Here is an 8625-nt window from a genome sequence, read left to right as displayed (position 1 = left end):
AGAGGTATCGTATGGCTCATAAAGAAACGAATTTGACAGACAATGAGATATTGCGCCAGAAGATAGTGAACCTCCAACACGCATTGTCTTTGGAGAAGATGCGCAGCCGTGCCTATGAGAAACTCATAGAGATAGCCGAATCCGAGGAGGGTATCAGCATCTTAAAAAAAGATGGTGCCAAACAGTAACGGCGCTGCGTGAGGAGTTTCCCGGTGTATCCGTGGAATTCCTCTGTGGGCTGTTTGGCAAGAAACGCCAGTGGTATTACGCAAGCAGCAAGCTTGTGATTTCTGAGCGGCAAAGGCGTAAACTGATAGTTGACAATGTACTCTACTATCGTGCCTGCTGTCCCGGGATGGGCGGTGTGAAACTGAACGGCCTCCTCAAGTCGGAGCTAGGTGAAGATGTTACGCATGGTCGCGACTCCTTCGTACAACTACGTGCTTCAGAAGGGCTTATGGTTCCCAAGAACAAGCGAAGACGTACAACGGACTCCAATCATCCTTATAGGAAGTATCCTAATCTTGTACAAGGTGTTACGGCAATGTATGCTAACCACATTTGGGCAGCCGACATAACCTACGTTTGGATTTACGGCAACGTCCTGTACCTCCATCTCATTACAGATGTTTACTCACATGCTGTCATAGGCTGGTGTTTATCCGAAACCATGGAGGCTATAAATACGAAGGAGGCATTGCTAATGGCAGTTAAGGCAGCCGGAGGAGGCAACCTCTGCGGAACGATACACCACTCTGACAGGGGTTCGCAATATGCCTGCCACCTATATGTTGAAACTCTTATGTGCCACCATATCAGGGTTAGTATGACAGAACGGTACAATCCTACGGACAATCCTGTGGCGGAAAGGACGAATGGAACCTTTAAGGTTGAGTGGATTTACCAGCAGGAGATGTACCGAGATTATGACCAGGCCAACATGGAAATCTCCAAGGCAATAGCCTTCTACAACTACAGACGACCGCATATGAGCATAGGAATGAAATGTCCGATGGATGTCTATAGAGGCGAACAGCCCGGGAGAAATCTTTGGAAAAAGAGATAAATGCTTGCAAAAAAGAAAAATATAAAGTATCTTTGGAACGCCGAAAATATGGCGAACGACGGTCTTATGCCATCTTCACCAAAGGTCCCAGGGGGCATCGAGCCCCCTAAGACCTTGCCGAAAATATGACGGAACTTAGGTGTTGTCCATCTTCTTTTATGCAAGTGCACTGACTTCAAATTTAAACTATATAATGTTAATGTCAAGTCATTCAGTAAATAAGAAAATATTTGACAAGTAAAACAGAAAAACATCGTCAGATCTGACAAGTGAATTCAGGAAAAGACAAAGCTTAGCTTTCACTTTCTAAAAGCTTAGCTTTTGCATTGCAAAAGGTCATGTTTTGAAGTGCAAAAGCTAAGCTTTTAAATTCGGATTAATATTATCCTGATTATCAGTAGATTACGAAGTGTATCTCGAATCCTGTTTTTGTCATATAATTTCGTAACGATGACCGAGTCGAATGTTCGGCATTACATTCCATTTGCTTTAACCTCGTTCGGTTCTATCTCTGCAAAGGATTTACTTAATGAGTGAAGAAACCTTGTTTCTAATGCCCTTCATGCTGACAAGAAAGGCTTTCGCACTTCCGAACTTTAATCGCATATCAAGGCGAATAGGGATATGATTGGAATCATCGGTGATGAAAAAGGAAGAAATATTCTTCCATTTCCCATTTTCCCGCTCATGATAGGAAAGTTTCAAGCAACGATATTTTCGTCCGTTATCAGCTTTAACGTTGGTCTTGCCATTGTAAACGATACGTGCCGGATTAACACTGTTGCCATCTACCATGGGAAAATTTACCACCTGTCCCGATTTCCACTTATCGGGATTAAAACTTCTGGCACGCAGGAAAATACTCATCATATCGTAAAGGCACTCTGAGGAATATCTTGTTCGCCAATGATGTTCACCGTCGTTATCGACGCGATGCTGTTTTATGCGCACCTTACCGTTTGGATAACTGTAAAACACCTCATCCACTGTGTAGCGTTTCCCCTCGCGAGCTCCTTTTCTGTAATATAGTGGTGCCATATTCTTTGAATCATAACAGAGAAGTGTGTCGCGAAGAACAAAATAATCGTCCAATCTTCCATTGCCACGTGTCGTGAGAGAAGCTCTGTAAGCCGGAGTTCCGCGATAGGTTGAAGAGACGGTGTACCACGATGCCGTGCCGGCTTTCACCCAAACAAACTGCCAATTGTAATAAAGATTGTAAGTAAGGTATTCACCACTGTTAAAAGCAGTGTTTCTAAATGTGCATTGAGCTGATGCATTTACCGATAAAAGAACAAGCAAAGCAATCAGACCGGATTTCAAATGTTTCATTTTGCTGTATTTATTCATTCGTAAATCATTATATTCTTATTTCTTTTTTAAAAAGAAAAAAAGAATGATAGAGTATGATGTGCTGTGGATTTGTGCAAAAGTAATCCGCTTCTTTTTTGGTGATATGAATATCAACTTTAGAAAAGAAGTTATCAACGGTAATAGTTGAAACTTACTCATTGAAAATCAGTTCATCTTTTGAGTTATCCACAATTTTTAAATATGGTGCAAAGATAATAAGTTTATATCTTTTAATATCAATAACGTGTGCAAAACTTCCCTAAAAGAGCGTTAATAAACTTGTGGATATCCACTGTTCTCGCATTTTCTCTTTTATATTGTGAATATCCACAGAGTTGTGAAAATGTTATGAACTAACTTTTCCACAGAGTTATCAACAAAAAAGATTGGTTTTCTGAAAAATATCGTAAATTTGTAACCCAATGGATATTATATGTCGCTTGTATAATGGGATATGAGAAAGGAATAAAGATGAAACCAATATTAGACGATTACTATAGGATATTTCTCACTTGTGCCTTGAATTCCCAAATGAAGGCATCGCAAAAACGAATGCTTGAGAATGTGAAATCATGGACACAAAAGGATTATGATGAGCAACCAACTTTTGAGGATGTAAAGGATTTTCTTGATAGTTGTCAGGATGCTCCTGTTCTCGATGAGTTTATAGATAAAATCTTTCTGCCGTTGCTGGAACATGAGTCTGCAAATGGAGAAACGAAAACACGTGATTATTTGGAGTTTCTTCGTGAGGAAGGAAGAATAGAGGAATAAAAACCTGTGTGGATAAAGCCCTTGTGGCTCTTCTTCAGATAGGAGAAGAAATATTTTGCGTAGATTTTAAAAATTGGTCAATAAGAAATTAAAAAGACATTCAATAATTTCTTAACAATAACTATGATTTTGATAGTTTTAATTTGCTGACTATTTCCGAAGGCTCTATGGAATTCATGCAAGCAAAATCCTTTCGGTGGCATGGTTGATTACCAAATACAGAACAAGGACGGCATGAGAGTTTGTTGTTTTGAACGGCATCTTCCTTGTCCTGATTCCATCCGAAGAATCCGCAAAAAGGATGTGTGGCTCCCCAAATGCTGATAACCCGGGTTCCAACAAGTGAAGCAAGGTGCATGTTGGCGCTGTCCATGGAAATCATTGCCTCAAGATGACTCATTAAGATGAGTTCTTCTGATAATCCGTGCAGAGCTGATGAAGCGCAAATGCAATGCTCATATTTTTCTTCCCACGATTTAAGGATTTCCTTTTCTTCTCTACCACCTCCGAAAAGGAATAGTTTGATATGGTCGTGTTGTGTGGATAACAATCGAATCACCTCTTCCATTTTTTCTTTCGGGTAGGTTTTACCCTTGTGAGCTGCGAAAGGAGCGATGCCAATCCATTTTTCCCCTTCTTTCTTCTCATTCATCCCTTCCGGGAGTTGTTCAATATCGTTTCCTCCGTTTACGAAGATGGATTGGAAATCGGGTCGGATGGGATAGCCCAATGCCTCCAAAACATCCATATAGTTTTTGAAAGAAGTGGGTTGTTGTACGAAGATTTTATTGTTTTTTCTGCAAAGTCTGCGTTTTCCCACCTTGTGCTTGTCAATGTGTTTTGTCTTATAACCATTAACACAAAAGCGCAAACGCAAATATTTTGTTCTTAGTACATTATGGAAGTCAGCAATGTGTGTGGGATGTTTAGCGGTAATTCTCCGAAAAAGCTTGTTAAGCCCATGAATGCCTTTGTATTCATTATTTAAGTCGGCTTCCATAAACTCCACGTTGTCGGGCATGTTTTGGAAGAAAGCTCTCGCAAACGGACGCGAGAGCACACTGATTCTAAGTTTTGGATATTGTGTTGCCAACGCGAAAACTATGGGCACCGTCATGGCAACGTCGCCCATTGCAGAAAAGCGTACAATGATGATGTGGTCGGTTTTCAATTATTTCTTGTATAATACCGGATTGGTAGCCGGGTCATTGTACATCTTCATTTGGCGATATACCTTCATATATTTGCGACCTGCTTTGATGTCCTCGAGCAGTTGATTGATGGCTGTTCCTAAATCTTTTTGCTGTTCAAGGAGCACCGCTAATTTCTTTTTACACTTTTCCCGATGTTCTTCTGAGGCATCGGCACGTTCTGCCTCTTCGTTCATGTGATAAATTTTGAGCGCAAGAATAGAAAGTCTGTCCACTGCCCATGCCGGACTTTCGGTGTTGATGGTGGCATTGTCTTGAACTTTCACATCAGAATATAACTGTCTGAAGTAAGAATCAATTTGTTCCACCAAATCTGTTCGGTCTTGGTTCGACCTGTCAATGCGCCGTTTGAGACTCATTCCTGCATCTGGATTGATATGAGGATCGCGTATAAGGTCTTCAAAATGCCATTGTACAGTATCGATCCAACATTTTAAGTAAAGCCTATTCTCTATGGAATCCCTGTCGTAGGGGTTATTAATAGGTGTATCAACGTTGTCTGTGATATGATAATCACGGATGGCCTGTGTAAAAATCTCGTTGCAATGTTCTGTAAATGACATTTTATTTAGGTTTTAATTTATTTTGCAAATATAACTCAAAATAATGATATGAGCAAAAATTAAATAGTTGGTTTTGTGGAATTGGATTAAAAAAATGAATATTGGAACTTTTTTTCGCAAGAGCTGTTGTGCGAATAATTTGCTAAAAGTTTTGATTTATAGCAAAGTAAACCTTAAATAATAGTAAATTTATGCACAATGTTATATTAAATGTGCATGGTAATGCACTTTTTTGAGTGAAAAATTTGTATAGATGGAAAATTTATCTTTCCTTTGCAGCCGAATTTTAGAAATGAAAAATATTATTAAACATTTTAAATCTTAAAAATTATGTCAGAAATTGAATCTAAAGTAAAGGCGATTATCATGGATAAGCTCGGTGTTGAAGAGGCAGAAGTAAAGCCTGAAGCAAGCTTCACGAATGATCTCGGTGCCGATTCGTTGGATACTGTAGAGCTGATCATGGAATTCGAGAAGGAATTTGGTATTTCTATTCCTGATGACAAAGCTGAGAAAATCGGCACTGTAGGTGATGCTATTGTTTATATCGAAGAGAACGCAAAGTAAAGTTATTATGAAATAAGAGCGGAGCAAAAGTTCTTCGCTCAACTTTTGTTTTTAACTATTCGCTTATATTAGTACTCATGTTTCGCCGAGAGCAGGAGTAATGAAATAAGAATTGGGGAGTTAAGCCAGTAGTTTTGCCTTTAGGTTTTTTGTAGGAATACCAATAGGGAAACTTTAGCTTAACTCCTTAATTTCATGGTTTGACATCTCATTTTATTTCATGCAGGAGCGAAACAATAAAAATCAATTAGATGGAATTAAAAAGAGTAGTGGTAACAGGTTTGGGAGCTGTTACTCCGTTGGGAAATAGCCCCGAAGATACATGGAAAGCCATGTTGGACGGAAAAAGCGGTGCTGCGCCTATCACGCAATTCGATACAACCAATTTCAAGACTCGCTTTGCTTGTGAAGTGAAGGATTTGAATATAAACGACTATATTAACCGTAAAGAGGCTCGAAAGTTAGACCGTTACACGCAATTGGCAATCATCAGTGCCATACAAGGTGTGGCCGACAGTGGTATCGACTTGGAGAAAGTGGATAAAACGCGCATTGGTGTGGTTTACGGTGTAGGTATCGGAGGTATTAAAACCTTTGAGGATGAAGTGGTATATTGGGGACAGCACCTTGATGAGGAACCTAAGTTCAATCCTTTCTTCATTCCCAAGATGATTTCGGATATAGCTGCTGGACAAATCAGCATTCGTTTCGGATTTCATGGTCCAAACTTTGCGACAACCTCAGCTTGTGCTTCCTCTACCAATGCCATAGCGGCAGCATTTAATTTGCTTCGGTTGGGAAAGGCAAACATGATTGTAACCGGTGGCGCTGAGGCTGCCATTTGTGCTTGTGGAGTAGGTGGTTTCAATGCCATGCACGCGTTATCAACTCGCAACGATGATCCGGAACACGCTTCACGACCATTCTCTGCAAGTCGCGATGGGTTTGTCATGGGCGAAGGAGCCGGCTGTCTAATCCTCGAAGAACTGGAACACGCGAAAGCGCGCGGAGCAAAAATCTACGCGGAGCTTGTGGGTGAAGGAGAATCTGCCGATGCTTATCACATCACGGCTTCCCATCCCGAAGGTCTTGGGGCAAATTTGGTAATGAAAGCAGCACTTGATGACGCAGGTTTGAAGCCGGAAGACATTGATTATATCAATGTTCACGGTACTTCGACTCCGGTAGGTGATGTGTCTGAGGCAAAAGCCATTAAAGATTTGTTTGGCGATGCGGCTTATAAGTTGAACATTTCCTCGACAAAGAGTATGACCGGACACCTTCTCGGTGCTGCCGGAGCAGTTGAAGCAATGGCTTGTATACTTGCCATTCGCGATGGAGTAGTGCCTCCAACCATCAATCATGAGGAAGACGACAAGGACGAAAATCTCGATTACAATTTGAATTTTACGTTCAACAAGCCCCAAAAGCGTGAAATACGTGCTGCACTCAGCAATACATTCGGCTTTGGAGGACATAATGCTTGTGTGATTTTTAAGAAGTATGCTGAATAGAATCATCGACAGGATAAGGCTTCCTTTCCGGACGGAAAAGGAGCTTTATCTGTCTTTATATCAAATTATTGGAATTCTTCCTCACAATATCGCTTATTATAAGACGGCTCTTTTGCACAAGAGTGTGGCGCATCGAAATAAGAAAGGCAAGCCCGTTAATAACGAGCGATTGGAATTTTTGGGCGATGCCATCCTCGATGCCATTGTTGGTGATATTGTTTACGAACATTTTCCGGGAAAGCGTGAAGGTTTTTTAACCAACACACGTTCCAAGATAGTTCAGCGCGAAACATTAAATCACTTAGCCAAGAAGTTGGGAATTAACGAGTTGATACTTTCGAATGGTCATTCCTCATCGCACAATAGCTATGTGGGGGGAAATGCTTTCGAGGCATTAGTCGGTGCACTTTATCTGGATCAGGGATACGATGCCTGCATGAAATTCATGAAAAGACAGATTTTAGGCGAGTTGATCAATATTGACAAAGTGGCTTACAAGGAAGTGAATTTCAAATCGAAACTGATAGAATGGAGCCAAAAGAACAAGGTGAAACTTGATTTTAATCTTCTTCAGGACGGAAAAGACAAGGAAGGAAATCCCATCTTTGATTTCCGAGTAGTCATTGAAGGGCTGCCGGCTGGCGAAGGGCACGGCTATTCAAAGAAGGAAAGTCAGCAAGAGGCAGCTAAAGTAACCTTGCAGCGTTTGCGTCGCGAACCTCAATTCATTGATGAGGTGTTCACTGCCAAGGCAAATCGTACGAAGATGGAGGAAGAACCCATACTCGAAGTTCCCGATACACGGCAGGATATGAATTTTATCGTTGGGGAAGAAACATCGAAGAAGAAACATAAGAATCCTTTTCAGGAGGAAGTGTATTCGGAAGAGGCGGTGGAGTGTTCCGATAAGTCGAAAAAAAACTTGACAGAGGATAGAACCGACACTGAAACGCTCGAACTCTATGAAATCAATGATCATAGCGATAAAGAACGCGAGGCTATCATTGCCGCCGCTGAAGCGAAGGCCTTTGAATAAAAAACATTTTTCGGAGATAAGCGTTCTGTTTGTCAGTCTGCCAAGTTTTATAAAAAACAGACCATCGTTGTTCACTATTTACCCACACACGAGGGCACACAAAAGTCCTGTTCTTTCAATGAAAAATTAGTTTAGAAAATAACATTGATAATCAGCAACTTACAAGTCCCATTTCAAAAGCTTAGCTTTTACGACATAAAAGCTTAGCTTTTGCATCCCGAAAGCTTAGCTTTTACATTCCGAAAGCTTAGCTTTTGCAAATTAATGCCTGATGTGTGGGTTTCTTTTTATTTTCCAATGTCCGTTTTTGACCCTAAGTTCCACCATGCTGTTATTGGAAACCCGACCGGACAACGTGAATTATTGGCACAACGTCCGCTTTGGTGTTGTTGTGCTTATGGTAGTTTCCTTTTCTGCTAATTCCAAATAGAAGTGCAAAATCTCTGTGGGTGCAATAACTATGAAAAACACCGCGGAGGTTTGCCTTGCGGCTGGGGGCGCGAAGCCCCCAAAGAGCATTGACGGATAACTTAAGCAATAC

8 protein-coding genes and 1 pseudogene are annotated in these 8625 nt (G+C 40.9%); 6 read left to right on the top strand and 3 right to left on the bottom strand.

Features of this window, described 5'->3' with window-relative positions:
* Positions 1-188 (top strand): annotated as a pseudogene (locus tag E0E16_RS13690) (hypothetical protein); the annotation flags it as partial.
* A gap of 32 nt (positions 189-220) precedes the next feature.
* The gene (locus E0E16_RS11190) at positions 221-1066 is read left to right on the top strand and encodes an IS3 family transposase (RefSeq protein ID WP_255418178.1); all 846 of its coding nucleotides are present in this window, start codon (positions 221-223) and stop codon (positions 1064-1066) included.
* A 522-nt stretch (positions 1067-1588) separates the two neighbouring features.
* Here the strand turns inward: E0E16_RS11190 and E0E16_RS11185 are convergent.
* A complete protein-coding gene (locus tag E0E16_RS11185) occupies positions 1589-2398 on the bottom strand; it encodes a DUF3108 domain-containing protein (protein ID WP_130830360.1) in 810 nt (269 codons plus the stop codon).
* A gap of 492 nt (positions 2399-2890) precedes the next feature.
* Between E0E16_RS11185 and E0E16_RS11180 the strand changes: the two genes are divergently transcribed.
* A complete protein-coding gene (locus E0E16_RS11180; protein WP_130830359.1) occupies positions 2891-3193 on the top strand; it encodes a hypothetical protein in 303 nt (100 codons plus the stop codon).
* A gap of 121 nt (positions 3194-3314) precedes the next feature.
* Here E0E16_RS11180 and E0E16_RS11175 read toward each other — a convergent pair whose 3' ends face one another.
* Entirely contained in the window at positions 3315-4364 is a 1050-nt protein-coding gene (locus E0E16_RS11175; protein WP_130830358.1) for a glycosyltransferase family 9 protein, read from the bottom strand.
* Positions 4365-4967, bottom strand: coding sequence for a DUF4254 domain-containing protein (locus E0E16_RS11170; RefSeq protein WP_130830357.1), 603 nt, complete (start codon positions 4965-4967; stop codon positions 4365-4367).
* A 330-nt stretch (positions 4968-5297) separates the two neighbouring features.
* Between E0E16_RS11170 and E0E16_RS11165 the strand changes: the two genes are divergently transcribed.
* The 3 genes from E0E16_RS11165 to rnc all read left to right on the top strand — a co-directional run bounded on the left by E0E16_RS11165 (position 5298) and on the right by rnc (position 8084).
* On the top strand, positions 5298-5534 hold the full coding sequence (locus E0E16_RS11165; RefSeq protein WP_130830356.1) for an acyl carrier protein: 237 nt from the start codon (positions 5298-5300) through the stop codon (positions 5532-5534).
* Positions 5535-5785: 251 nt separating this feature from the next.
* Positions 5786-7048 carry a beta-ketoacyl-ACP synthase II gene (fabF, locus tag E0E16_RS11160; protein ID WP_130830355.1) on the top strand — a complete coding sequence of 421 codons (1263 nt, stop codon included), beginning with the start codon at positions 5786-5788 and terminating at the stop codon, positions 7046-7048.
* On the top strand, positions 7038-8084 hold the full coding sequence (rnc, locus tag E0E16_RS11155) for a ribonuclease III (RefSeq protein ID WP_130830354.1): 1047 nt from the start codon (positions 7038-7040) through the stop codon (positions 8082-8084). Before fabF ends, rnc begins: the two co-directional genes overlap by 11 nt.
* Positions 8085-8625: the final 541 nt, after the last annotated feature.

This window comes from Prevotella rectalis (assembly GCF_900607215.1).
GTDB classification, from domain to species: Bacteria; Bacteroidota; Bacteroidia; order Bacteroidales; family Bacteroidaceae; genus Prevotella; species Prevotella brunnea.
The sequence above is the reverse complement of the archived record's forward strand: the minus strand, read 5'-3'. Positions and strand labels throughout refer to the sequence as shown.